The sequence below is a fragment of the Paenibacillus sp. FSL H3-0469 genome (assembly GCF_038051945.1).
Taxonomy (GTDB): domain Bacteria; phylum Bacillota; class Bacilli; order Paenibacillales; family Paenibacillaceae; genus Paenibacillus_AQ.
Map to the genome: position 1 here is coordinate 1,824,748 of NZ_CP150302.1, position 25,204 is coordinate 1,849,951.

Sequence of the window (25,204 nt, forward strand, 5' to 3'; positions counted from 1 at the left end):
TTCATTCTGCTTACAGCAGCTCCCCAGCCTGCATAATCAGCTTGTCGTCGATATACACATCCGGCTTCATGACCACAGCATCAATATGCACGCCAGCCGCAACGACCCCGCCAAACGTATTATTGCTGCCAAAAGCAACATGGATCGTCCCGTACACCTTCTCATCTTCCAGCACCACGCCTGTAATCCGGGCCTTGTTATTGGTCCCGATGCCGAATTCGCCCAGCAGCCGGCCATCGCCATCGCCAAGCATGTCCAGCAGCTTGCCGCCATGCTCCCCGCCGGCATGGATCAGCCGTCCATCTTCCACGGTCAGCACCATCGGGCCATCCAGTGCGCCAATCCCTGCTACCGAGCCATCCACCTTAATCTGGCCGGTAGCTGTACCTTCCAGCGGTGCAATATAAGCTTCACCTGAGGGCAGATTGCCTGATTCGCCCGGATTGAGGTATAGCCCGGTGCTGAGAATGCCATCCCGGCCGTCAATAGAGAAACTAAGAACCATCCCTTCCTTCTCCACACGCACCCGGCTGCCCGCAGACAACAGCGCAGCGACCTGCTCGGTCAGCGCCTTCACCTGCCCATAATCCGCAGTGATCGCGCCGTGGCTGAACATATCATCGGTGATCCCCGGCATGGTAGCTACCCGGGTTCCTGCCGCGGCTGCCTGCTTGCGCGCCGCCGTATGTGTCATCGAATGTGTCGTGATGCATACGGCCACATCCGCCTTAGCCATAGCTTCGGCAACTGGAGCCGGAGGCTCTTCCCCCGATCTGCTCCGCGGCTGCATGACCAGCAGCATCGATTCCGCTCCCAGCCGCTTGCCTGCCTCATAGACCGACTCAGCCAGATCACGCTTATCATCATCAGCTACTACGGCCAGCAGTTCTCCGCTGGCAACCCCGAGACAATCCTTAAGAACGTTCATACTAATTGCTATTCTTGCTTCACTCATCTTCATTTCCTCCCGAATTACACCATTTCTGCTACCAGCTTGCCCATCAGGGCATTGGACAGCACGGCGGGCACTCCTGCGGAGGCCGCCCACTGTCTATGCTGCTCCACATATCCCATACAGTCAAGCACTATCACGTCCGCATGATCCCGCAGACGCTCTGCTGCGGCGCGAAAATCCGCTTCCGTACCGGTATAAGGTGAAGCCGCTGCAAACGGCAGCCGCACTCCGGCTCCTGCGAATTTTTCAATCATTGCGTCCTCCTGCTCGGGCAAAGGTCCGATCAATCCCAGACGGCGCCCGTCCAGCATCGCCTGCACGACCGGTGGAATAATCCGGTCCGGCTCAATCAGATGGGCAGCAGATGTATGCAGCCCCGGAAAAACTCCCGTGCAAGCTAGCAGGATCGTCCGAATCCCAGCGGCTTCCATAGCATCAATCTTCCCTTGCAGAACGGTCTGTATCCGCTCGCGGGAGATTACCGCAGCAGACCCGTCTGTCATACGGGTGGTCAGCACATACTCCCCCGGGGCCGGACTGTAATATTCCTTAACCTGTTCAGCCGTGAAACCGTCCAAGACCCCGGATTGTACCAGTCCCGCCTTGCCTTCAAGATATTTCTCAATGATAGGCGCGACATCTTGCCTGGGCGCTTGCCCAATTGTAATCAGCCCGATATTCTTCATCCTTATCCCTCCAGACGCTATGGGTTACAGCCAAGCTGTGCTAACAGAGCAGGCGCTGAAGAAAGCTCAGCGCCTGACTGTACATGTACATCTGTTATCTTGTTAGTGAGAAGTGACTGCCGGTTTACCAAGCGTTTGCAGCACGCTCATGGAGCCGTAAAGCTCAGTAATTTTGGCAAACTCTGCTTCGTTGTAGAAAGCACATGTGCCCTGCGTTACTTCCTTGGCCGTCTCGATAGCAAAACGCACCGCTTGAGCAATATCCACCTCATGACTGGCACCAGTACCGCAGCCCGGAACCATAGACTGGGCAGTAATCGCAAGGCCCACTACCGGAGCAGAGGTAGCTACCGCAGGCTGAAGTATGGAATTAATGTGATACAGCCCGTTGCCGTAAGGGGTAATATCCTGAGTCGTCACCGGAAAAGTAACCGGATACTGCCCTGTTGTCATTTCTTTGATCCGCAGCAAATCCTCGCTGACCCGCAGAATATAGCCTTCCTTGACCGTCGGCGAGATGGCAATCCCTTTGTGATTAACCACACGGTTGCCTTTGGTCGTATCAATCGATAGAACCGCTTCCATCTCCGGCAGCACTTCATGCTCATTCATCTGCAGAATATCCACAGGAGAATCCATGAAATCCACCGGCTCGTGCGGCAGGGTCGGAGCATCCGGGCAAATATGAGTGGTCACCAGCACATCCCCCAGCAGCACATCCCCTTTGGTCTGCATGTCTGCCAGCTTCAGCGCAGAAGCAATCGCTGCTACCGCTCCATCTGCATCAGAGACCAGACCAATCCGGCTCGGGCGTGCCCCGATACCACCCAGTCTGCCGACAATGCCGAACGTTGGAGCAGATCCGCCGCCAAGCTTGCCTTCGCTGCCCGGGATCGTGATTTTGACGAATTCTGTGCTGCCCTTCTCCCCGTCCACCTTCTGAATCTCAACCTTAACTGCAGGATATTCTGCAAATAACTGCTTGACCTGCTTACCGTTAACATAAGCGCTGTCCAGTGCGTTCAAGACTGTAATCGTTTGATGAAGTGCCATTCTAATTCCTCCCCGGATGCATGCTCATGTTTGTCATGTTTGCATTTATACTATCCCATCTCCCAAAATGTCCACAATGTACCGCCCTGCCAAACTGGAACAGCATTTCTTGTCCTTTGCAGATAAACCTTACGCGCAGCGTACACTCTTGCGGCTTACCGCCAATGAATAAAGGGTAATTCTCCCAAGCAGCGAAATATATCAGGGTAATGATGCTTTATTTTCAGACAGGAGGTGCTTCATACGATGAAGTCTGCACATCAGATTAACAAGGACAAGCTGGTCCAGATTATCAGTGAAGAGGCCCGGCGGACGGGGTTCTCAGGGGTCGCACAAGTGGCGGAACGGGAGCAAGTCCTTGCAGCGGCAGCTTTTGGACTGGCTAATATCGGGGACGTACGGCTCAATCAGGTCCACACCCGCTTCGCCATCGCTTCCGGCAGCAAGCTATTTACCGCCATTGCCGTCTGCCAGCTCGCGGAGCAGGGGTTGTTTTCTTTTGACTCCAAAATACTGGACATCCTGCCGAAGCAGGAATTCCCATTGTTCGACCCGGCAGTCACGGTGCATCAGCTATTGACTCACAGCTCAGGCATACCGGATTACTTCGATGAAGAGGAGATGGAGGATTTCGCGGCATTGTGGAACGAGACCCCGATGTACACACTGAGGCGGCCCGGAGATTTTCTCCCGCTGTTCGCCGGACTTCCTATGAAATTCGCCCCAGGCGGGCGTTTTCACTATAACAATGCAGGATATATCATGCTTGCTCTGCTCGTAGAAGCTGTCAGCGGACAGGAGTTCACGGAATATGTAGAACAGCATATTTTTCGCGCTTGCGGGATGAAGGATTCCGGTTATTTCGCGCTCGATATGCTTCCTTCCCACACCGCGCAAGGGTATATCGACAGCAGCAACGGGCAAAAGATTAGCAACATCTACTCCATTCCGGTAGTCGGAGGCGGGGACGGAGGGGCATTTGTGACGGCGGCGGATATGAATAAGCTGTGGAGCGGCTTGCTTGAACACAAGCTGCTGACGCCAGCGGTAACGGACCTGCTGCTGACTCCGCATATTCATGAGCGTGAGGATAGCTTTTACGGCTATGGAGTCTGGATACAAGCCGGCCCCAGCGAAAAAGTCCTGAAGTACCATATCATGGGCTACGATCCCGGGATCAGCTTCCACTCCGCATACTATCCCGAACGTGGCCTAACGATGACTGCTCTCTGTAACAAGAGTAACGGGGCTTACACGATAATGTCTGCTATGGAGGGCTATCTGCCGGTGGGGTAGCGGTATGTTCCGTTTAGCAGTTACGAGTATGATTCAATTGTCCTCAGATGCATTTATAGCCTTAGCTCAGTTTCTGGGCTAAGGCTCTTTTAGTTTTAATCTGCTGGGTGGCGTGGGATTAGGGCGTGAAAGTAATAATATTGAGATTTCGATTGATAACTGTTGCTGAGGTTATATTGGTATCCGTGGTAACAATTGCACGAACTTGGTAGGATACAGAAGCAGTAGCCGGAGCTGTATCAACATAAGTGTCCGCAATCGGAAAACGTTGCGTTCCCGACGCATTTCCGCTACGGTTAAGTGTTCTGGTAGAGATCAAAGTAGCAGAACGGTAGATACGAAGGTCAGCAACAATTGACCAGTTAGAAGATGTAACAGCTTCTAATGATATAGCGTAATCTATTTTCAGCTGCTGAGAGATCGCTTCGTTCTGAGTCACCGAAACAACAACGACTTCTGTATTCAAAGGAGGATAGATAGCTATTGATCCTGTAGTGTTGGTAAATGCCAGAGTAGGTGTACCCGTAGCTCCGGTAGCTCCTGTTGTCCCTGTGACGCCTGTTGTCCCCGTTGCGCCTGTCGTTCCTGTAACCCCGGTTGCTCCTGTGGTTCCGGTTGTTCCTGTTACACCTGTGGTCCCGGTTGCTCCCGTAGTCCCCGTTGCTCCCGTTGCTCCTGTCGCTCCTGTTACCCCAGTTGTTCCCGTTGCACCTGTAACCCCAGTTGCACCGGTTGCTCCTGTAACTCCTGTTGCCCCGGTTGCTCCAGCGGTCCCTGTCGTACCCGTAATCCCTGTCTCGCCCGCCGCTCCAGTGACCCCGGTTGTTCCCGTTGCCCCGGTCCCTCCTGTTATTCCTGTCGTACCCGTAATCCCTGTCTCGCCTGTCGCTCCAGTGACCCCGGTTGCTCCTGTTGTTCCTGTGACCCCTGTTGCTCCTGTAGCTCCTGTTGCCCCGGTTGCTCCCGTTATTCCTGTCGTACCCGTGGTTCCAGTCTCGCCTGTTGCTCCCGTAACTCCTGTTGCCCCGGTTGCTCCAGTTGTCCCTGTCGCACCCGTGGTCCCGGTCTCGCCCGTTGCTCCTGTAACTCCTGTTGCCCCGGTTGCTCCTGTAACTCCTGTTGCCCCGCTTGCTCCCGTTGCTCCGGTCGCTCCAGTTGTCCCTATCGCACCCATGGTCCCGGTCTCGCCCGTTACCCCCGTAACTCCTGTTGCCCCCGTTGTTCCCGTTGCTCCAGTTGTCCCTGTCGTACCCGTAATCCCTGTCTCGCCTGTCGCTCCTGTGACCCCGGTTGCTCCTGTTGTTCCTGTGACCCCTGTTGCTCCTGTAGCTCCTGTAGCTCCTGTTGTCCCTGTTGTCCCTGTCGCACCCATGGTCCCGGTCTCGCCCGTCGCTCCCGTAACTCCTGTTGCCCCGGTTGCTCCCGTTGCTCCGGTCGCTCCTGTTATTCCTGTCGTACCCGTGGTTCCGGTCTCGCCTGTCGCTCCAGTGACCCCTGTTGCCCCGGTTGCTCCCGTTATTCCTGTCGTACCCGTGGTCCCAGTCTCGCCTGTCGCTCCAGTGACCCCTGTTGCCCCGGTTGCTCCCGTTATTCCTGACGTACCCGTGGTCCCAGTCTCGCCTGTTGCTCCCGTAACTCCTGTTGCCCCGGTTGCTCCCGTTGCTCCGGTCGCTCCAGTTGTCCCTATCGCACCCGTGGTCCCGGTCTCGCCCGTTGCCCCTGTAACTCCTGTTGCCCCCGTTGTTCCCGTTGCTCCTGTCGTTCCTGTGACCCCTGTTGCCCCGGTTGCTCCTGTAGCTCCTGTAGCTCCTGTAGCTCCTGTTGTCCCTGTGACCCCTGTAGCCCCGGTTGCTCCTGTAGCTCCTGCTGTCCCTGTCATACCCGTAATCCCTATCTCGCCCGCCGCTCCAGTGACCCCGGTTGCTCCCGTTGTTCCGGTTGCTCCTGTCGTTCCTGTGATTCCTGTTGTTCCGGTTGCTCCTGCTGCACCCGTGGTTCCCGTAACTCCAGTTAGCCCAGAGGCTCCGGTTGTTCCAGTGTTCCCCGTTGCTCCGGTAACTCCCGTTATCCCGGTGGCTCCTGTGACTCCCATTGTACCTGTCGCTCCTGTAACCCCAGTTGCTCCGGTGACCCCTGTAACTCCTGTTGACCCGGTTCCTCCTGCTACACCCGCAACTCCAGTTACACCAGTCGCTCCCGTTGCCCCTGTCACACCACTCCCTCCAGAATAACCTAGTAATTCTGCTGAGACTAGGCGATGAGGCGTAGTTAGCTGTCCTGAACTTCCTTTTCCCCATACAGATATTTCTGTGTTGTCTACTGCTCCGCCAGTGACTGTAAATACAAACTCAAAGGAATTAAGATTACTATAATAATTCTTTGAAAACACCGTATTAGGTAGAATCTCATCCTGGCTCAAGATAAATAATGTTCTGATCCCACTGAGATTGTAACCCTGAGTTAAGACTACTGCGTTTTGAGTTGCACTTTCATTGACGATGATTACAGTCGTTGATACCGTGGGTCTTGAGCCGTTAACGGCATTATTCTCAATAGGTCCCGTATTCCATACCGCCATTCCCCGGCCTCCTTCTCCAGAATTCAGCTACTTCATTGCTTAAAGTGTCAATCTCTATTAAATGAACTACAGATTCATCCAGAACCTATCGGCTCCTACCATATGAATCCTGTAGTCTATCATATTCAAGCCAATTTCAACTGCGTATGCTGTTGACCCTAGACCCTAGTAATCAGTTCTTTGGTTCGATTCGTTCCGAATTAGCCGGATGTCTTCAGAACAAAATGCCTGCGGCATCCCCCCTGTGATCGGTTTTTCGACCATATCCCGCCCACACGCCTCTGCCACACCGAATGTAGTCGGTTTTTCGGCCATATCCCGCCCACGCGTCTCTGCCACACTGAATGTGGTCGGTTTTTCGACCATATCCCGCCCACGCGTCTCTGCCACACTGAATGTGGTCGGTTTTTCGACCATATCCCGCCCACACGCCTCCGCTGCACTGAATGTGGTCGGTTTTTCGACCACATCCGGCCCAGATGACCACGCGCTGTCCATGTGTTCGGTGAAATCAGCGAAGTCATTCCTATTAATGATCCAGAATATAGTCATCCTGCCGAGGCTCCAAGCCCCCCCAACTTTATGCAAGACTTATCCCCATCGGACGTAAATCATAATTTCCTAATCAAAAATAAAACAAGCCGTACGCCAGCAACATGCTGATTCGTACGGCTTGTTTGTATAAACGTAGATTCCAAAGTATATTCCGTTCCGGCTAGTACCGCGTTACCCCATCCTTAGTCACCAGCGCAAAAACCAGCGGCTGCGGCGGAACCGGCTGGGCGGAGATGCGGTAAGCCTCCAGCACTTTGGCTTCGGCCTCCTTCACCTTGCCTTCGCTGGCATCGTTCACATGCAACACTGCCAGAATATCGCCTGCGGCCACGGCGTCGCCTACCTTCAGCGAGAGCTGAATGCCGACCGCCAGATCGATCACGGACTCCTTCGTCTCACGTCCGGCACCGAGCAGCATCGCAGCCACACCGATCTCTTCAGCCTGGATGCTCTCCACATAGCCTGCGGCCTCCGCCTTGACTTCGATGAATCGGCGGGCAGCGGGCAAGGTGTCAGGAGAATCAATCTGCGAAGCATCGCCGCCCTGAGCCGACACCATCTGCTTGAACTTATTCAGCGCACTGCCGTCCTTGATATGGGACAGCAGCATGGAACGTGCTTCTTGTTCGTCCTTTGCCTTGCCGCCAAGAACGAGCATCTGGCTGCCCAGGATCAGGCAGACTTCCTGCAGATCCTTCGGCCCGTGGCCGTTCAAGGTCTCGATGCCCTCTTTGATCTCCAGGGCATTCCCGATGCCGAAGCCCAGCGGCTGGTCCATGTCGCTGATGACCGCTACCGTGTTGCGGCCAAGGTGAGTGCCGATATCTACCATCGCCTGGGCCAGCGCAATGGAATCGTCAAGCGTCTTCATGAACGCACCGCTGCCGGTCTTCACATCCAGCACGATGGCGTCCGCGCCTGCGGCAATCTTCTTGCTCATGACGGAGCTGGCAATGAGCGGAATGGATTCTACCGTGGCCGTCACATCACGCAGGGCATACAGCTTTTTGTCTGCTGGCGTGATATTGCCGGACTGGCCGATTACGGCTGCACCGATCTCGCCCACCTGGGCGAAGAACCGTTCCCGGTCCATCTCCACCGAGAAGCCTGTGATCGACTCCAGCTTATCCAGTGTGCCTCCGGTGTGGCCCAGGCCTCGCCCGGACATTTTGGCTACAGGTACTCCGGCCGCTGCGACCAGCGGTGCAAGCACAACAGTTGTCTTATCGCCCACGCCTCCTGTAGAATGCTTGTCCACCTTGATGCCCGCAATCGGGCTAAGGTCCACCTGGTCGCCGGACATCGCCATCTCCAGGGTCAGGTCGCCGGTCTCACGCGCGTTCATACCGCGGAAATACACAGCCATGGCCCAAGCGGAGATCTGATAATCCGGGATCTCCCCCTTGCTGTAGCCTTGAATCAGAAAAGCAATTTCTTCACGGCTCAGCTCACCGCCATCTCTTTTTTTCTGAATGAGATCAACAGCACGCATCAGACCTGTACCTCACGGACGAAGGCACGTACCAGTCCGATGAATTTAGGTTTGGTCAGGTTCGCCACTTTTACCACCTGCTCATGGGTGAGCGGCTCCAGCTCGTCGCCAATCGCCATGTCGGTGATACAGGTGATGCCGAGCACGCGCAGCTTACTGTGGCTGGCTACGATAACCTCCGGCACGGTGGACATTCCCACGGCATCGCCGCCGAGATAAGCCAGCATTTTCAGCTCAGCCGGGGTCTCATAAGTCGGGCCGCTGATGCCGGCATATACGCCTTCCTGCAGGACAAGCGCTTCACCGTCGACACCTGTAACTCCGCTTGCAAGCTTTTTCGCAAGTTCAATATATTCAGGGTCATACGCACTGGACATATCAGGGAATCTTACGCCAAGCTCCGGATCATTCGGTCCGATCAACGGGTTGTCGCCAGTCATATTGAGGTGGTCAGTAATCAGCATCAGGTCGCCTGCCTTGAACGCTCTGTTCATTCCGCCGCCAGCGTTGGTAATGACAAGGGTGCCGATGCCCAGCTTAGCCATTACATAGACCGGAAGAACTACCTTGCGCATCTCATAACCTTCATAATAGTGAAAACGGCCCTGCATAATCATTACATCCTTGCCTTCCAGCTTACCGATTACGAACCGTCCGGCATGACCTTCTACCGTTGAATGGGGAAAATGCGGAATTTCTTCATATGGCAGGTAGACGGCATCTTCAATCTGATCGCCCAGGTCGCCAAGACCTGAACCCAGAATAAGGCCGATAGCCGGTGTATAACCGCCGAATTTGGACTGAATATAAGCAGCGGCTTCCTTCACTTGAGTGCCGTATGGGACTGTTGTTGGTGTTGTCATAGGTTGATCCTCCCGGATATGAATTGTGTATTATAGGATGCGCTATAGCGTGAAGCAGAAACTACATTTTCGGTATAAAAGCCAGCACCAGCTTGAGGAACTGCTCGCGCACACGCTCGGCTGTCTCCATCACTTCTGCATGGTTCAGCGGCTGCGGCAGAATACCGGCAGCCATGTTGGTGATACAGGAAATGCCCAGCACTTCAATTCCGGCATGACGGGCAACGATGGTCTCGGATACGGTGGACATGCCTACGGCATCTGCTCCCTGGCGGCGCAGCATTACGATCTCAGCAGGGGTCTCATAGTTCGGTCCGAGCAGACCGGCGTATACACCTTCTTTGAACTCGAAATTCAGTCCCGCAGCAGCTTCCTTGGCGGCTGCAATCAGACGCGGGCTGTACGCCGAGGACATATCCGGGAACCGTACGCCCAGCGCATTGTCATTCGGTCCGCTCAGCGGGTTGCGTCCGGTCAGGTTCAGATGATCCGTGATCAGCATGAGATCGCCCGGTGTGTATTCAGTGTTGACGCCACCGGCAGCGTTGGTGACCAGCAGGCTGGTTACGCCCAGCTCCTTCATCACCCGTACCGGGAAGGCTGTAACCTCCGGGCCGTAGCCCTCATACATGTGGAAGCGTCCCTTCATCATGACCACGCGGCGGCCTTCGATCATGCCGATCAGCAGCTCACCTTCATGTCCTTCTACCGTGGACACCGGAAAATGAGGAATCTCATGATAAGGAATAACAACTTCATCTGTGATCAGATCCGCCAGAATGCCGAGCCCGGAGCCCAGGATCAGCCCGATTTCGGGGGCGACGGTGCATTTATCTTTGATATATACGGCGGCTTCTTGAATATGGTTAAGAGTCACACTGGTCATGGTTTGGTTTCCTCCAGAATTAGATTAGTTGAGCCAAAAAGCTTGTCCCGTACTTCGGAGCCTTCGCCCCGAAGTTATCGGCGATTGTCGCGGCCACATCCGAGAAGGTCTGGCGGATGCCCAGGCTGCCGGGAGTCTTGAATCTCGGACTGTAGACCAAGAGCGGCACATACTCACGCGTATGGTCCGTTCCGGCATGGATCGGGTCATTGCCATGGTCTGCGGAGATGATCAGCAGATCATCCTCACCGAGCGTACTGAGCAGCTCAGGCAGCGCCTGATCGAATACCTCCAGCGCACGGCCGTAGCCTTCCGGATCACGGCGGTGGCCGTAGAGGGAATCAAAGTCCACCAGATTAGTGAACAGGAATCCGTCAAACGGCTTGCGCAGCTCGTCGATGGTAATCTGGATGCCGTGTTCATTGCTTTTGGTCGGATAGGTTGCGGTTACCCCTTCTCCGGTAAAAATATCATTGATCTTGCCGACAGCAATCACATCCTTGCCGATATCCTCCAGCGCATTCATCACCGTTGGCTCCGGCGGCTTCACTGCATAATCATGGCGGTTAGGTGTACGCACGAAATTTCCCGGCTCGCCGACATAAGGGCGGGCAATCACGCGGCCTACGGAGAACTCGGGAGCCATCGTCAGCTCACGGGCGATTTTACAGGCGCTGTACAGCTCCTCCAGAGGGATAATATCTTCATGCGCCGCAAGCTGGAACACGCTGTCCGCCGAGGTATAGACAATCCATGCCCCCGTCTTCATCTGCTCCTCGCCGTATTCCACGAGAATCTCGGTACCGGAAGCTGGCTTGTTGCCGAGGACCTTGCGTCCGGTAGCCGCTTCGAATTTCTCAATCAGCTCCGCCGGGAAGCCGTCAAAGTAGGTGTTAAAAGGAACCTCGATCTTCAGCCCCATCAGCTCCCAGTGGCCGGTCATCGTGTCCTTGCCTACAGATACCTCCTGCATTTTGCCGTAATAGCCTGTAGGGGCTGTTACCGGTTCAAGCGGCGGCAGCGGCGCAATATTCGCCAGCCCGAGCTGCTGCAGATTCGGAAGCTTAAGACCCGGAACCCGTTCCAGAATATGTCCGAGCGTATGGGAGCCTGTATCTCCGAAATTAGCGGCATCCGGCGCTTCACCGATTCCTACACTGTCCAGAACAATAAATCCGATGCGTTTAAATGAGGACATTGCCGTCTTCACTCCTTTTATAGTTTGCATAATTCTGCCCTGTGCTCTAAGCATGAAGAAACTCCGGGAGAACCTCTCCCGGGAGCGATTTCTTCAGTATGATTCCATCATAACTTTCTTACTCACAAAAAGCATCTTTTCGGCCCAATCCAATCCGCCTGCCCGTTATTCCTAAGGTCCCTCATCCCTGTACAACCGGCTATTTCGCCCGGGGATGATGATTCTCGTAGACCTCCTTCATATTCTTGCGGGCAATTCCGCTGTAAATCTGAGTGGTCGAACTATCGGAATGGCCCAGCATCTGCTGCACGGAGCGCAGGTCCGCCCCGCCTTCCAGCAGATGCGCAGCGAAGGAGTGGCGCAGGGTGTGCGGTGTGATGTCCTGCTCAATCTGAGCTTCACGCGCGTATTTTTTGATGATTTTCCAAAAGCCCTGACGGGTCAGCCGTCCGCCCAGACTGTTCAGAAACAGCGCAGGCTCGTCCTGATTGACGCGCAGCAGCTTGTCCCGCATCCCCGAGGTGTAACGGGCTACGCAGTCCGCAGCGATGACGCCAATCGGCACCACCCGCTCCTTGCCGGAGGCACCGCTGCAGCGCGCGAACCGCAAGGAGGTATTCACATCCTCCACATTCAGCGAGATCAGCTCGGTTACACGGATACCCGTAGCATAGAGCAGCTCCAGCATGGCCTTATCGCGCATCCCCTGGGGAGCGGCTTCATCAGGAGCAGCCAGCAGACGCTCGATCTCCTCAATACTAAGTATGATCGGCGGCTTCTGGCTCGGCTTGATGGCTTCCATATCCAGCGTAGGATCTTGGACAATCAGCCGTTCCTTCAGTAAAAAATGAAAATAAGCGCGCAGCGATACCGTATTCCGGTTCACCGTGGCCGCTGCCTTCCCGGCTCCGCGCAGGGCGCCCAAATACAGCATAATATGTGTTCTTCTAATCTCTTCTGCCGCGTCCAGGCCGCGCTCTTCCGCAAACTCCAGAAACTGCGATATATCCCGTCCATAGGATTCCAGCGTACTAGGAGACAATCCTTTGTCCCCGGACAAATACTGCATAAACGGCTGTAAGTATGACTTCATCAATTCACGCTCCTGTCAGACTCAGGCTGCTTCATGCGGCTTCGCAGCGGGTTTAGGTCCAGCAGCCGGAACAGCGTTGTTCCATGACATGCTATAGATTGATTCGACATACTTCTCCCTTAATCCTGCAATCCGTGCCGTTACTCCCCGTACCAGTAAAAAAGGCGCAGGCGATCCCCCGCACTAATCCCCTGTTCCCCGTACTGGACATCCTGAAACGCCCGGACGGCGGTGCCTTCCGGAATCTCAGCATTGCGGGCCGGACTGATCCAAGCGCTAACCCAGCTCAAAACATAATACAGCACACAGCTTACCGCCACAAGCATCGTTAAGAAATACAGCCGGCGCACCGTGCGGGGCAGAGAAATAATCATCCAGGCAGCCTCCTCAAAATGATATCAGCGTCTGCGTCAGCAGCCTGCACATGCTCCCCTTCTGCTGCGCCTGAGTAAGCGCGCGGCCGGACGGCGAATAGAAGGATAGCGGGCAAAAGGGTTGCGGGCAGAACTCGTCCTTCACTTTATGCGCCGGAGGGCCTTGTTATGTACGTTAAGTAATTTTTTGATCTTTGCGCATCCAGCCCAGTCCGGCCAAAGCAGCTCAGCCGAAATAGGTGCGCTAATGCACCCTATTTGCTGGCTTAGCCGACTTTGGCTGGGATCAGGTGCACTTGTGCACCCCATTTACTCATTTAGCCGACTTTGGCTGAATTTAGGGGCACTTGTGCTCTTCATTTGCCCGTTTAGCCGACTTTGGCTGAATTCAGGGGCACTTGTGCTCTTCATTACTCACCTTCAACTGCCCGTCCAGCACACTTTTAGCCAATTCAAAGGGGATTTATCCCCTTCATTTCCTCGTCCTGCCCACTTTCAGCGAATTCAAAGGGATTAATCCCCTTCATTTCCACTTCCAGCACGCTTTTAGCCAATTCAAAGGGATTTATCCCCTTCATTCCCTCGTCCTGCCCACTTTAGCCGAGTTCAAAGGGATTTATCCCTTTCATCCCCCGCCGCAGCCCGCTTCCCTACTCTCCAGGCAATCAAAAAGCTCCCCTCCAGCCATTCAGCCGGGGAGAGCTTGCGCGGTTCTTTTTCATCTGAAGATGAACTTAGGAAATTCGCAATGAAGCATTCATAAGTCCACATTCTATATACGCTTATTCGGGAGTATTGTCCTCTGCCGGATTCTTGTCCTTGCAGCGGTGGCATATCCCGTGAAAATCAAGTCTATGATCAACCACCGTGAAGTTGTATTCCTGCTCCAGCCGCTCTTCCAGCGGTCCAAGCCAATCCTCACGAATCTCATCCATCGTTCCGCACTGCACACAAATCAAATGATGGTGATGATGCTTCGCCGTATCCGTACGCAGATCATAGCGGGCCACACCGTCTCCGAAATTGATCTTCTCCACGACATGAAGCTCGCTAAGCAGTTCCAGGGTACGATATACGGTGGCAAGACCGATCTCGGGCGCCTTTTCTTTCACAAGCATGAATACATCTTCCGCACTTAAATGATCATCCTCGTTCTCCAGGAGAACTCTTAAGGTCGCTTCCCGTTGAGGTGTAAGCTTGTATCCTTGGGATTGTAGTTGTTGCTTAATCTTGTCTATTCGGGCTTCCATTGTCTGCCTCCCCCTTGGAAAATTACCACACCGGGCTTCAAGCCACTTCTTCCATTATAGGGGGATTTCCTTTGAGAAGTCAAACGGTTTTAGCATCTGGAGGGAGCTGACCCGCACGTTCACAAATACTCCATATTAGTAAAATATTCCACTCTCTCTCCGCAGCACCGGCGCCGATTCCCTGCTCCTGTCTGCTTCTCACTTTCACCCGGCTGACACCAGCAGCGGCGTCACCCAGCGCATCATCACCGGAGTCACGTAAGCCTCGAAGCCCGAGATTCCCATCACCAGCAGCGCCATCCCCAGGGAGAGCAGCGTGTACATCATGAACGGATGGGTGATCTGCGTGCGGCGCTGCTGTCCGAGCACACGGCTGCGGATCATCAGCAGGGAGAACCCGAGCGCAGCCGCACTGCATACCAGCAGCACCGGAATCAGCACCAGATTATGCGGAGCAACGGAGACCAGGGCGAACAGCATGCCGTGCCAGGAATATTGGCTGACCAGCGTGCCGACGGTGAAGCCGATCAGCACACCTTTGAGGAAATCCAGAATCAGAATGCCCGGGAGCCCGATTACAGACAAGCCAAGCACCCAGATCAGGCCGACCCACTTCAGATGAAAAGCGGCGATGCTCCAATATGAATCCTGCGCGTCAGGCAGTCCCTGCTGATCGACCGTCACGAAGAAGTTGCTTAAGTAATCGCCCAGCTCCTGCTGCTGATCCAGTGTTAGCGCACTGACGATAAGCGCTCCGAATACCACCCCGACCAGAAATAATACCGCGACAAAAATATAAAGAGGCGTCTGTTCCTTCACCATCAGCTTTAGACTGCGCACCCTGACATTCCCCTTTCCGGTCACATGTTACACCATATGAGGGAATGCCCTGATCTATGACTTGTCCTTAGCTCTTGACCACCTTGCCGTAGGTCCCGCCGCCTCCCGAGGAGAGGACGAGCTGCCCGCTGCGGGCCAGCACGATCAGCCCCGCCAGCTCTGCCCCCGCTACAGCGGCAAGCTCGGCTTCCGCAGCACGGTGCAGAATGTTCATCTCTGTGCCAAAAGCCTCCAGCAGCAGATTCAGCTTACGCTTGCCGAGGCCGGGAATGAACTCCAGCGGCACCTGGTAGTGGTACGGGGGCCGGTAATCCGGAACCTGCGGCTGCGAACGGTCGGCAATGTGCAGAATCCGGTCCAGTACCCCCTGGACCAGCTTAGGACTGCCGCAATACGGGCAGCGTTCTGAGGTGCTGTAGGCTTCGTCAATGATGCTGCCGCAGCCGCCGCAGTAGGTCCGGTGATATTTGCCCAGCCGGGGATTCAGCCCGAAGTTGGCGCTGACCCTGCGTCCTTCCGAGCGCTGGAGCGCAAGCTTCAGCTCCTCGAAGGAGGGCTTCCGCATCTCGATGACATTGTACTCGCGGCCGATTTTGCCAAGGGAATGAGCATCGGAATTGGTCAGGAAGCTGTAACGGTCAAGCTCCGAGATATACCCTGCCATCTCTGAATCCGCACTGAGGCCAAGCTCCACCGCCGCGATGCGGTCCAGATCGAATAACTCAGCCATCCGCTCGGCCGCACAGCCATAGAGTCCCTTGTGGGGCGTGAAAATATGGGCCGGAATCAGCAGCCCGCCCCGCCCGGTAATCTCGTCCTGAAGCACCCTGGAAGGGGCGTACAGACGCTGGGAGCTGAGATTCACATTACGCATATGGGCGCTCATCCAGGTGCTGAAATCCTCCATCGTCCCAAGGTCCGGCATGAAGGCCAGGACATGGCACTCTTTTCGCCCGGGCTCGCGGATCTCAATCTCGGTTCCCAGCAGGATCGTCGTCCCCCGGTAAGCAATTCCGCCGCCTGCGGCTATCGTCATCTCACCGGAATCCAGCGCCGCAGCAATATCCCGCAGCACACCCGGAGAGTGGCTGTCGATAATGCCGATCAGGCCAATCCCCTTGCGCTCCGCTGCCTCCCTGGCAATCCCGGCGAAGGTCAGATCACGGCTGCCGCTGATTTTGACCGCCTGGCCCTCCGAAGTCCGTCCGATATGCACATGCAGATCACAGTAGACACTGCTGAGCTCCGCCGCTAGTGCCATTGGCCTGTCAGCGTATAGAGATGCCAGGCATAGACCGCCATCATCGTCTTGGCATCGGCAATACGTCCGTCCGCAATGTACTGGTAGGCTTCCTCCAGCGTCAGCTCGGAGACCTCCAGGAACTCATCCTCATCCAGCGCCATCTCGCCCGGCTGGGCATCCTCGGTCACATAGAGGTGAATGATCTCGTCGGCGAAGCCGGGAGAGGTATAGAAAGACTTCAGCAGCTTCAGCCCCCCGCTATGAAATCCGGTCTCCTCCTGAAGCTCACGGCCCGCAGCCGCCAGCGGATCTTCACCCGGGTCCAGCTTCCCTGCCGGAATCTCCACCTCGGTACGGTGCATCGGCTGACGGTACTGCTCCACGACCAGCATTTTACCTTGATTCAAAGCGAGCACAGCTACAGCTCCAGGATGCTTCACAACCTCACGGGTTGCGGTATTGCCGTCCGGCAGTCTCACAGTATCCACCTGAAGCGAAATAATGTGGCCTGCAAAAATCGGCTTCGTCGACAATGTTTCTTCATCCAATGCGGGGTTGCGGTTTATTTCATCTTTTTTCATAGATTTGTGGTCTCCTTTGGCATCGTTATGCATAGGGTGTATTATAGCAAACTTATGAAGAAAGAAGGAATGCAGGCATGAATGACATCCTTGTCCAAGCAAGCTCATCCGCAGTAACAATGGTAGGTAAACCGGAACAGATTATGGCCGTAATGGCCGGGTGGATGAAGCAATACGGGCGCGATATGCCCCTCTCTTACATCCTGCTGCTCCAGGCAGATTCGCGGATCAAAGCTTCCAAGGCTGGATAATGCCGCTTCGTTCTTCCGGTCAGCGTCTATGATATTCCAGGGTATAAGAAGGAGCTGTCTCCCGGATCATCCCGGAAGCAGCTCCTTTATTGTTATTCATAAGCGGCAGGTGACCGCCTAAGTGGAAACGGCTTTGCCGTCTTTTTAAGGACGGTACCGTTTCAGCGAGAAATAGAAGGATAAGTTATCGTGTGCAACATATAACTTCTTATATTTTTAGCAAAAACCTTGCCCTGGCCGGGTCCCTGCACAGCCTCTTATCGGCTTAGCCCTTCTGGCTCTCGGCCACAATGGCTACAACCAGACTGGCCACCTTGACGATGTCTGCAGCCTTGATCCGCTCCTTCGTGGTATGGATATCCTCGTAACCAACTGCCAGGTTCACAACCGGAACGTTCAGGCCGTTGAACACATTGGCATCACTGCCGCCGCCGGAAGCGAACAGGCGGGGGGTCAGGCCCTGCGCAGTGACCGCACGGGCCGCCAGTTGAACGACCGGATCACCCGCACCAAAGCTGAATGCCGGATAGATTGTCTCGCTGCGGAATTCACTCTGCGCCCCGTGTTCGCGGGCTGTTGTCTCCAGTGCCTCCCGCATGGAGGCCACCTGAAGGTCAACCTTCTCCTGCACAATACTGCGGGCCTCCGCATCCAGCTGCACATGGTCGCAGACCACATTCGTCGGCCCGCCGCCGGCGAACTTGCCGATATTCGCTGTCGTTTCGTTGTCGATCCGTCCCAGCTTCATGGCCGAAATAGCTTTGCTTGCTACCTGGATGGCGCTGATGCCGTCCTCCGGGTTCACGCCTGCATGGGCGGATTTGCCGAAGATCTGCATCGAGATCCGGGCCACGCCTGGTGCGGCGGTAGCAATAGCTCCCACTTCTCCGTTGGAATCCAGCGCGAAGCCCATATCTGCATCCAGATTCGCCGGGTCCATGGCTCGTGCGCCCATCAGCCCCGACTCTTCGCCTGCCGTGATGACGAACTGAATCTGGCCGTGCGGCAGCTTCTGCTCCTGAATCACCCGGATGGCCTCGAACAGGGCAGCCAGTCCTGCTTTGTCATCCGCCCCAAGAATGGTGCTGCCATCGCTTCGAATCCAGCCGTCTTCCCCAAGGGTTGGCTTGATCTTCTGGCCGGGCACCACGGTATCCATATGGCAGGTGAACAGCAGCTTCGGCGCGCTCACTCCGCTGTCCGCAGGCCAGGTCACGAACAGATTGCCGGCTCCGTGTCCCGTTCTCTCCTGCGAATCGTCTTCCACTGCGCTCAGCCCCAGGCTGCTGAACTTCTCCTTAAGCACATCGGCAATCTGCCGTTCATTCCGGGTCTCACTGTCAATCTGGACAAGCTCCATGAACTCATGGATCAATCGGTCTTCTGATATCATACGGACTTCCCTCTCTTTCTCAGATACGTTACAATGGTTGTACTGCGTTCAATTGTGGGCTCATGCTCATAACTTAAACTAATCTCAAAGGAGTCACTCATGCAACGACAAAAATGGTTCCGCATTATCATCTACATCATGCTGTTCGCTATGATCGCCTCTACGGTGCTGTTCGTCATCGAGCCGTTTTTGGCCGGTTAATCACGCTTAGCACTTAAGTAACAGCGTCCGGGTTCCCCGGGCGCTGTTTGGCTATACGGAAACTGCTCCAGGAAATAAGGCACCAATTCTTCAGCAACCGTCCCGATGTCAATAGCGCGCCCCGTGCATTCCTCCAGCGAGGTCACTCCATATTCCGCAATACCGCAGGGGATAATGCCGGTGAAGCCGCTTTGCCCGATCCCGGCCGATACGTTGAAGGCGAAGCCATGACTGGTGACAAACCCCCGGCGGAATTTACACTTGTTGAACTTGACGCCGATTGCACAGATTTTCTCATCACCGACCCATACCCCGGTATACCCCTGCTTGCGGGTTCCCGTAATTCCATTGGCCTCCAGATACGCAATAATCACCGACTCCAGCTTGCGCAGATAACCGTGCAGATCAACCTTGCCGTGCTCGCCCAGCTTCAAAAGCGGGTAACCGACCAGCTGGCCGGGCCCATGATATGTAATATCTCCCCCGCGGTCAATCTCAAACAGCGCAATGCCCTGCTGTCTGAGCTGTTCCCCGCTGAGGAGCAAATGCTCCGGATGATTCTGCGAACCGATGGTGTACGTGGGCGGATGCTGCAAAAGAATCAGCTGCTCGGAAGCGGTGCCCGCGTCAATCGCATGCACCGCTTCCTTTTGCAGCTCCCAGGCCGCCCCGTACTCCATCAGCGGAAGAATGGTAACTGTAAGTTTGCTTAGGTTCAGGTTCTCCATGATCGTAAGTTCCCCTTTGCTTCTCATTCTCCCTGTTCCAGGGGTCCGCAGCCGCCTTACTTAGTAGAGCTTCGTCTCCGGGGTGTAGCCTTCCACATTATCCTTCACGCGCTGCAGGAACCGTCCGCTGATGACTCCGTCCAGAATCCGGTGATCCAGCGACAGACAGATATTCGCCATCGAACGAACGGCAATCATATCATTGATGACGACAGGCTTTTTGACAATGGATTCAAAAGTGAGAATCGCTGCCTGCGGATAGTTGATGATTGGATAAGACAGAATCGAGCCGAACGAACCGGTGTTGTTCACCGTGAACGTGCCGCCCTGCATATCATCCAGGCGCAGCTTGCCCTCCCGTGTCTTCAGTGCCAGTTCGTCGATCTCGCGGGCCAGCCCGGCGACATTCTTCTGATCGGCTTTTTTGATGACCGGCGTCATAACCGAATCCTCTGTGCCTACGGCCAGCGAGATGTTGATGTCGCGTTTGACGATGATTTTGTCCACGGCCCAGACGGAGTTCATGATCGGGTAATCCTTGATCGCACTAACCACAGCCTTCATCAAAAAAGCGAGATAAGTCAGGTTGATCCCTTCCTTGCGCTTGAACTCATCCTTCAGCTTGTTGCGCAGCACCACCAGATTGGTCACATCGACCTCGATCATCGTCCAGGCATGCGGGATCTCCGAGACGCTCTGGCGCATTCTGGTAGCAATCGTATTACGGATCGGCGTAACATCGATCAGATATTCCGAGCTGCTGCCCCGTCCGCCTTCGATCTCAATCGTCGGAATCTTCGGTGATTCGCTAAGGTGCAGGCCGGAGTTGCGGACCGGCTGAAGTGCGTCCGGCACAGGCTGGAGCACAGGCTGCTGCGCTGCGGGTACAGCGGCAGCAGGAGCCGTGTCAGGCACGGGCGCTGCGGCAGGGGCTACAGCGGATGCCGGCGGCTGAACGGCGGCCGCACCGCTTGCAAGGAACGTGAGCACATCCTTGCGTGTGATACGTCCGCCCAGGCCGGTGCCCGGCACGGCCGCCAGGTTGATGCCGTGCTCGGCGGCCAGCGACTGCACAGCCGGAGAGTACCGGGCGCGCATTGGAGCTGCGGCGTCATAAGCCGCAGCGGGCACGGGCGGCCGCGCGGCGGCGTGGGCCGCCTGCGGGGCAGTGCCAGATGCCGCAGCCGGGGCAGCGGCAGGGGCTGGGGCGTCACCGGAAGCTGCCGGTGACGGGGCCGCAGCGGCTGGCGCGGCTGAGCCAGCCACAGCGATGCGGGCGATGATCTCGCCGACGCTGACCGTCTGGCCCTCCTCGGCCAGCAGCTCGACCAGCGTGCCGTCTACCGTTGCAGGCAGCTCCGCGTTCACCTTATCCGTAATCAGCTCGCAGATCGGCTCATATTGCTCTATCGAATCGCCCGGCTGCTTCAGCCATTTCCCGATGGTCGCCGATACCAGCGATTCAGCCAGCTGCGGCATAATTACATCCGTCAGCGTTGTATTGTCAGACATAATGTCACTCCTTAAAGTTTTGTAAGCGTGGACTTCTTGAATTTAGTTCGTACAAAACTGCTTCGGAAGCATAGGCTTAGTTTGGTAAGCGTGGACTTCTTGAATTTGCTTCGTACAAAACTGGCTTCGAAAGCCAGCCATGAAATCCTGCACTTAATACAACATTCGCTCATACAAATCTGCCCAAAATCAAAAATGTTGCTCAAAACGCAGCAATTCTCTTCATTCGGTTGGCTGAGCGGACATATTGTTGTATTTCGTGCAGCATTCTTCCCAATTCACTGTATATTTCATATCCAAGTTGCACATTCTGCAACATTCTTGCCCGGGCCCGGGTCACGGTGTCCCGGAAGGATAAATTATTTAACTTAGTACTGCGCCAGACGCAGCATTTCAGCCTTGACCTTGTCCTTGCTGAGCAGGAAGAATTTCTCCATCGGCGGTGAGATCGGCATCGCCGGAACATCAGGTCCGCACAGGCGGAAGATCGGGGCATCGAGGTCGAACAGACAGTGCTCGGCGATAATCGCCGCCACTTCAGCGCCGATACCTCCGGTCTTGTTGTCCTCATGGACAATCAGCACCTTGCCGGTCTGCCGGACAGCGGCAATAATCGCCTCGCGGTCCAGCGGCTGGAGGGTACGCAGATCCAGGATATGTGCGGTGACGCCATGCTCCTTCTCCAGCTCCTCCGCTGCCTGCATCGCAAAATGCAGCGGCAAGCTATACCCGATCACCGTAATATCGCTGCCTTCACGCAGCAGATTCGCTTCACCAATCGGCACGGTGTAGTCGCCTTCCGGCACATCGCCCTTGATCAGCTTGTAGCATTTCTTGTTCTCGAAGAACAGCACCGGATCAGGATCACGGACAGCCGCCTTGAGCAGGCCCTTGGCATCTGCTGCCGAATAAGGAGCCACAATCTTAAGTCCCGGCGTGCCGAAGAAGATCGACTCCGGGCACTGCGAATGGTACAGCCCGCCGAAGATGCCGCCGCCGATCGGCGCACGGATGACGACCGGACAGTTCCAGTCATTATTGGAACGGTAACGGATTTTGGCTGCTTCACTGATAATCTGGTTCGTTGCGGGCAGCATGAAATCCGAGTACTGCATCTCGGCAATCGGCTTCATGCCGTACATCGCGGCACCGATGGCCACACCTGCAATGGCAGATTCCGCAAGCGGTGTGTCCAGCACCCGTTCTGCGCCGAACTGCTCCTGCAAGCCTTTGGTCGTTGTGAAGACGCCGCCCTTCACGCCGACATCCTCACCCAGCACGAACACTGACTCATCGCGCTCCATCTCTTCCTTCATCGCCAGCCGGATTGCATCGATATATTCCATCATCGCCATGGCTTAAGCGCCCCCCTTCAGGCCGGATTCATCGTAGACATGCAGCAGCGTATCTTCCGGTTTCGGGAACGGCGCATTCTCCGCGTAGGTTATAGCTTCTTTCAGTTCAAGATTATATTCGGCAGCCAGATCACGCTCCTGCTCGTCACTCCATAGACCGAGTCCGGTAAGATAGGTGCGGAACGCGGCGATGCCGTCTTTTGCCCAGTTCTCATCGACTTCCTCCTGCGTCCGGTAAGCCAGATCGTTATCCGAGGTGGAGTGCGGCGACAGGCGGTACATCATTGCTTCAATCAGGGTCGGGCCTTCTCCGGCCAGCGCCCGTTCGCGGGCTTCCTTCACCACGCGGTACACCTCCAGCGGATCATTGCCGTCCACCCGGATGCCGGGGAAACCGTAGCCAAGCGCACGGTCGCTGACCTTGCCGCCAAGCTGCTTGTGGGCCGGAATCGAGATCGCATACTGATTGTTCTGGCAAAAAATAATCATAGGCAGCTTATTCACACCGGCAAAGTTACACGCTTCATGGAAATCCCCCTGGTTGCTGGAGCCTTCCCCGAAGGTGACGAAGGAGACGAACTTCTTCTTCTGCATCTTCGCCGCCAGCGCGAAGCCTGCTGCATGCGGAACCTGGGTCGTGACCGGGCTGGAGCCCGTTACAATCCGCAGGCGCTTGCTGCCGAAGTGGCCTGGCATCTGCCGGCCGCCGCTGTTCGGATCTTCCGCCTTGGCGAACACGGACAGCATCAGCTCGCGCGTGGTCATTCCAACAGAGAGGACAAATGCATAATCCCGGTAATACGGAAGGAAATAGTCGTTCTCCCGGTCCAGTGCAAATGCCGCCGCAACCTGTGCCGCCTCCTGCCCGATGCCGGATACATGGAAATTGATCTTGCCCGCACGCTGTAACAACAGACTGCGTTCATCATATTTTCGTCCGAGCTGCATGAATCTGTACATATCGATAACCTGGCCGTCTGTGAGTCCAAGCTGCTTATGTCTGTTAACGGTGTCTACAGTACCTTGGGATTCCATATAAGAGGTACCTCCTTGAAAGTATTGCCGGCGCCAGCTTCCAGCCCCCGCTATCTCTAACCGGTTCAGGACGCGTCCGCCAGGCGGATTGACCTTAATATTATTATATATGCCCTGATCCTATCACCAGGTACTAAATTCATTATAATCGTTTTCCCGGCAAAAAGAAAAGCCAAAATCCCTCCGCCATGCAGAAGCACTGGAAACGAACAAATATAGCCGGTATGGAGCGATATTGGCGCAGTACGCGCCTTCCGCTCCCTCCGGCCTTCTTGTTAAGCTCTCTATCGCACGCTAGAATCCGATTGCTCTTCCATCTACCGCCAGCATCGCCTCGCCCAGAACCTCCGACAGTGTCGGATGGGCATGTACAGCCTCCCCGACCTCCCAAGGTGTGGCATCCAGGATCTGTGCCAGCGCCGCTTCACCGATCAGATCGGTCACATGCGGGCCGATCATCTGCACGCCGAGAATATCCCCGTTCTTCGCGTCCGCTACTACCTTCACGAAGCCGTCCTTCATGCCATAGACAATGGCTTTGCCGATCGCGGAGAACGGGAACTTCCCGGTCACCGTCTCACGGCCGAGCTGCTTCGCTTCCTTCTCCGTGTAGCCGACACTTGCCACTTCCGGCCGTGTATAGACACAGCGCGGAACCAGATGGGCTTCATACGGATGGAGCGCTTCACCGGCCAGATGGTTGACGGCACGGATGCCCTCATGGCTGGCAGCATGAGCCAGCTGCAGTCCGCCGATACAATCGCCAATCGCATAGATATGCGGTTCACCCGTCTGCATATTGGCATTTACCGCAATGACACCTGTGTCGAAGCGGATATCTGTATTTTCAAGCCCGAGATTCTCAATATTCGCTACGCGTCCCACGGATACGAGCAGCTTGTCAGCCGACAGGCTCTGGCTCTGCTCCCCCTTGCGGGCTTCAATCGTAATTCCTGTCTCTGACACCGTGCAGGTCTCGGCATCCACCGTTGTTCCGGTGAGCACCCGGACTCCGCGTTTCTTCAGCAGGCGCAGCAGCTCGCGGGCCACCTCTTCGTCCTCCTGCGGCAAAAGCTGTCCGGCTGTCTCGACAACAGTCACCTGTACACCAAAATCAGCCAGCATCGACGCCCACTCTACACCAATCACTCCGCCGCCTACGATAATGATCGATTCCGGCAGCTCCGTAAGCGTCAGCGCTTCCTCACTGCTCAGAATTACCTTGCCGTCGGGCACAAGGCCCGGCAGAACGCGCGGGCGCGAGCCGGTAGCGATAATGAGATTCGTAGAGACCACGGTCTCCATCTCGCCATTCTCCAGCTCCACAGCCACTGCGCCGCTTCGGGGAGAGAAGATCGAAGGACCGATAATCCGGCCTTTGCCCTTCAGTACCTGAATCTTGTGCTTGCGCATCAGATACTGCACCCCTTGATGAAGCTGCTCCACTACTGCTTCCTTGCGCTGCTGTACTTTGGGGAATACCAGCTTAGTGCCCGTAGTCTCTATACCGTAGCTTTCGCTCTCGTTGATTTCAGCCAATACCTCTGCACTGCGCAGCAGTGATTTGCTGGGAATACAGCCGCGGTGCAGGCAGGTTCCGCCCAGCTTGTCCATTTCAATAACGATAACGGATTTGCCCAGCTGCGCAGCGCGGATCGCTGCTACATAACCGCCGGTGCCACCGCCAAGTATCGCTACATCACAGGTCATTGTCATGATATGTATCCTCCAGTCATTCCTCTTGAATTCAGTTCAATCTATTATATTGTACTCTCTTTCGGGAGTA

The 25,204-nt window shown here is 55.5% G+C and carries 25 protein-coding genes; 3 read left to right on the forward strand and 22 right to left on the reverse strand.

The features are described 5' to 3' along the window. Positions 1 to 10 precede the first annotated feature (10 nt). From NSS83_RS08100 to NSS83_RS08110, 3 genes are all read right to left on the reverse strand, one after another. Complete coding sequence (locus NSS83_RS08100) at positions 11 to 955, reverse strand: aminopeptidase (RefSeq protein WP_341348006.1); 945 nt, start codon at positions 953 to 955, stop codon at positions 11 to 13. A gap of 17 nt (positions 956 to 972) precedes the next feature. Further along, positions 973 to 1,641, reverse strand: a complete 669-nt coding sequence (locus NSS83_RS08105) for an AroM family protein (protein ID WP_341348007.1) — start codon at positions 1,639 to 1,641, stop codon at positions 973 to 975. Positions 1,642 to 1,743: 102 nt separating this feature from the next. Beyond that, on the reverse strand, positions 1,744 to 2,694 hold the full coding sequence (locus NSS83_RS08110) for a DUF1177 domain-containing protein (RefSeq protein ID WP_341348008.1): 951 nt from the start codon (positions 2,692 to 2,694) through the stop codon (positions 1,744 to 1,746). 246 nt (positions 2,695 to 2,940) lie between these two features. On the opposite strand from NSS83_RS08110, the gene NSS83_RS08115 reads away from it, so the two are divergent. Beyond that, positions 2,941 to 3,990 (forward strand): serine hydrolase domain-containing protein, encoded by a 1,050-nt coding sequence (locus NSS83_RS08115; RefSeq protein ID WP_341348009.1) that lies wholly within the window; start codon positions 2,941 to 2,943, stop codon positions 3,988 to 3,990. A 118-nt stretch (positions 3,991 to 4,108) separates the two neighbouring features. Here NSS83_RS08115 and NSS83_RS08120 read toward each other — a convergent pair whose 3' ends face one another. From NSS83_RS08120 to NSS83_RS08180, 13 genes are all read right to left on the reverse strand, one after another. Continuing rightward, positions 4,109 to 6,568, reverse strand: coding sequence for a hypothetical protein (locus NSS83_RS08120; protein WP_341348010.1), 2,460 nt, complete (start codon positions 6,566 to 6,568; stop codon positions 4,109 to 4,111). 165 nt (positions 6,569 to 6,733) lie between these two features. After that, positions 6,734 to 7,120, reverse strand: coding sequence for a hypothetical protein (locus NSS83_RS08125; RefSeq protein WP_341348011.1), 387 nt, complete (start codon positions 7,118 to 7,120; stop codon positions 6,734 to 6,736). Between the two features lie 163 nt (positions 7,121 to 7,283). Next, the gene (locus tag NSS83_RS08130; RefSeq protein WP_341348012.1) at positions 7,284 to 8,615 is read right to left on the reverse strand and encodes a pyrimidine-nucleoside phosphorylase; all 1,332 of its coding nucleotides are present in this window, start codon (positions 8,613 to 8,615) and stop codon (positions 7,284 to 7,286) included. Further along, entirely contained in the window at positions 8,615 to 9,478 is an 864-nt protein-coding gene (locus NSS83_RS08135) for a purine-nucleoside phosphorylase (protein WP_341348013.1), read from the reverse strand. The genes NSS83_RS08130 and NSS83_RS08135 overlap by 1 nt, the downstream gene beginning before the upstream one ends. A 61-nt stretch (positions 9,479 to 9,539) precedes the next feature. Further along, complete coding sequence (locus tag NSS83_RS08140; protein WP_341184884.1) at positions 9,540 to 10,364, reverse strand: purine-nucleoside phosphorylase; 825 nt, start codon at positions 10,362 to 10,364, stop codon at positions 9,540 to 9,542. 19 nt (positions 10,365 to 10,383) lie between these two features. Further along, entirely contained in the window at positions 10,384 to 11,562 is a 1,179-nt protein-coding gene (deoB, locus tag NSS83_RS08145) for a phosphopentomutase (protein WP_341348014.1), read from the reverse strand. A 199-nt stretch (positions 11,563 to 11,761) separates the two neighbouring features. Beyond that, positions 11,762 to 12,655 (reverse strand): site-specific tyrosine recombinase XerD, encoded by an 894-nt coding sequence (gene xerD, locus NSS83_RS08150; protein WP_341348015.1) that lies wholly within the window; start codon positions 12,653 to 12,655, stop codon positions 11,762 to 11,764. Positions 12,656 to 12,795: 140 nt separating this feature from the next. Then, positions 12,796 to 13,029 (reverse strand): DUF4227 family protein, encoded by a 234-nt coding sequence (locus NSS83_RS08155; protein ID WP_341348016.1) that lies wholly within the window; start codon positions 13,027 to 13,029, stop codon positions 12,796 to 12,798. 452 nt (positions 13,030 to 13,481) lie between these two features. After that, positions 13,482 to 13,607, reverse strand: a complete 126-nt coding sequence (locus tag NSS83_RS08160) for a hypothetical protein (protein ID WP_341348017.1) — start codon at positions 13,605 to 13,607, stop codon at positions 13,482 to 13,484. A gap of 204 nt (positions 13,608 to 13,811) precedes the next feature. Then, positions 13,812 to 14,279, reverse strand: coding sequence for a Fur family transcriptional regulator (locus NSS83_RS08165; protein WP_036698309.1), 468 nt, complete (start codon positions 14,277 to 14,279; stop codon positions 13,812 to 13,814). A 204-nt stretch (positions 14,280 to 14,483) separates the two neighbouring features. Beyond that, positions 14,484 to 15,119 (reverse strand): stage II sporulation protein M, encoded by a 636-nt coding sequence (gene spoIIM / locus NSS83_RS08170; protein WP_341184881.1) that lies wholly within the window; start codon positions 15,117 to 15,119, stop codon positions 14,484 to 14,486. Positions 15,120 to 15,186: 67 nt separating this feature from the next. Then, positions 15,187 to 16,380, reverse strand: coding sequence for an endonuclease Q family protein (locus tag NSS83_RS08175; RefSeq protein ID WP_341348018.1), 1,194 nt, complete (start codon positions 16,378 to 16,380; stop codon positions 15,187 to 15,189). Further along, positions 16,371 to 16,943, reverse strand: coding sequence for an NUDIX hydrolase (locus tag NSS83_RS08180; protein WP_051493868.1), 573 nt, complete (start codon positions 16,941 to 16,943; stop codon positions 16,371 to 16,373). Before NSS83_RS08180 ends, NSS83_RS08175 begins: the two co-directional genes overlap by 10 nt. A 77-nt stretch (positions 16,944 to 17,020) precedes the next feature. Here NSS83_RS08180 and NSS83_RS08185 point away from each other — a divergent pair, with 77 nt between their 5' ends. Next, positions 17,021 to 17,194 carry a hypothetical protein gene (locus NSS83_RS08185; RefSeq protein WP_156949694.1) on the forward strand — a complete coding sequence of 58 codons (174 nt, stop codon included), beginning with the start codon at positions 17,021 to 17,023 and terminating at the stop codon, positions 17,192 to 17,194. Between the two features lie 265 nt (positions 17,195 to 17,459). On the opposite strand, the gene NSS83_RS08190 is transcribed toward NSS83_RS08185, so the two are convergent. Next, positions 17,460 to 18,587, reverse strand: coding sequence for a M20/M25/M40 family metallo-hydrolase (locus NSS83_RS08190; protein WP_341184879.1), 1,128 nt, complete (start codon positions 18,585 to 18,587; stop codon positions 17,460 to 17,462). Positions 18,588 to 18,686: 99 nt separating this feature from the next. Between NSS83_RS08190 and prli42 the strand changes: the two genes are divergently transcribed. Continuing rightward, the gene (gene prli42, locus NSS83_RS08195) at positions 18,687 to 18,788 is read left to right on the forward strand and encodes a stressosome-associated protein Prli42 (RefSeq protein ID WP_143803916.1); all 102 of its coding nucleotides are present in this window, start codon (positions 18,687 to 18,689) and stop codon (positions 18,786 to 18,788) included. Here the strand turns inward: prli42 and lipB are convergent. From lipB to lpdA, 5 genes are all read right to left on the reverse strand, one after another. Further along, positions 18,785 to 19,516, reverse strand: coding sequence for a lipoyl(octanoyl) transferase LipB (gene lipB / locus NSS83_RS08200; RefSeq protein ID WP_341348019.1), 732 nt, complete (start codon positions 19,514 to 19,516; stop codon positions 18,785 to 18,787). The two genes, prli42 and lipB, sit on opposite strands and share 4 nt — an antisense overlap. A 60-nt stretch (positions 19,517 to 19,576) precedes the next feature. Next, positions 19,577 to 21,028, reverse strand: coding sequence for a dihydrolipoamide acetyltransferase family protein (locus NSS83_RS08205; protein ID WP_341184878.1), 1,452 nt, complete (start codon positions 21,026 to 21,028; stop codon positions 19,577 to 19,579). 368 nt (positions 21,029 to 21,396) lie between these two features. Further along, the gene (locus NSS83_RS08210; RefSeq protein WP_036698320.1) at positions 21,397 to 22,383 is read right to left on the reverse strand and encodes an alpha-ketoacid dehydrogenase subunit beta; all 987 of its coding nucleotides are present in this window, start codon (positions 22,381 to 22,383) and stop codon (positions 21,397 to 21,399) included. Between the two features lie 3 nt (positions 22,384 to 22,386). After that, the gene (locus NSS83_RS08215; protein ID WP_076086471.1) at positions 22,387 to 23,418 is read right to left on the reverse strand and encodes a thiamine pyrophosphate-dependent dehydrogenase E1 component subunit alpha; all 1,032 of its coding nucleotides are present in this window, start codon (positions 23,416 to 23,418) and stop codon (positions 22,387 to 22,389) included. A gap of 294 nt (positions 23,419 to 23,712) precedes the next feature. Next, positions 23,713 to 25,134 (reverse strand): dihydrolipoyl dehydrogenase, encoded by a 1,422-nt coding sequence (gene lpdA / locus NSS83_RS08220; RefSeq protein ID WP_341348020.1) that lies wholly within the window; start codon positions 25,132 to 25,134, stop codon positions 23,713 to 23,715. Positions 25,135 to 25,204: the final 70 nt, after the last annotated feature.